Raw genomic sequence first — 454 nt, 5'->3', positions numbered from 1 at the left:
GGCCGTAGCGAGTCGGTATGGACGAACAGGAGTTGCGAAAGCAGGCACACGACCTCGACGTCACGGTCTGGGTCGGAAAGGGCGGTCTCGACCCCGTCGTCGAGGAAGTATCCGACCAACTCGCAGACCGGGACCTCATCAAAGTGAAGTTCCTCCGAGCCGCTCAGGGCGGCACGACGGTCGAGGAGTTAGCCGCGGAGTTGGCCGAGCGCACCGATGCCACGGTAATCGAAACACGAGGTAACACGGGAGTTCTCTACCGATGATCGGCGGGGCGACGCTCCAGTCGGGCGTCGACCTGAGCGACTCTATCGGTCGCTTCCTCGCTGGATTCGGACTGCCGGACACGGTCGCTGGCCTGCTCGGACAGGCGCTGGCGTTCCTCGGCGTGTTCGCCGTCGTCTATCTCGTCGGGCGCAGCGTCGTACTCCCGCTCGCGAACCGGATGATGGAA

1 protein-coding gene and 1 pseudogene are annotated in these 454 nt (G+C 64.3%); both read left to right on the top strand.

From position 1 onward, the window contains the following. Positions 1 to 17: 17 nt before the first annotated feature. Positions 18 to 266: a YhbY family RNA-binding protein gene (locus tag DEQ92_RS22630; RefSeq protein WP_115821811.1), complete on the top strand. Its 249-nt coding sequence runs from the start codon at positions 18 to 20 to the stop codon at positions 264 to 266. Then, positions 263 to 454, top strand: a pseudogene (locus DEQ92_RS22625) (mechanosensitive ion channel family protein); the annotation flags it as partial. The gene DEQ92_RS22630 and the pseudogene DEQ92_RS22625, both read left to right, overlap by 4 nt.

This window comes from Haloferax sp. Atlit-6N (assembly GCF_003383195.1).
In the GTDB taxonomy this organism is placed as follows: Archaea; Halobacteriota; Halobacteria; order Halobacteriales; family Haloferacaceae; genus Haloferax; species Haloferax gibbonsii.
Note: the sequence above shows the minus strand (reverse complement) of the source record. Positions and strands in the feature narration are given on the sequence as shown.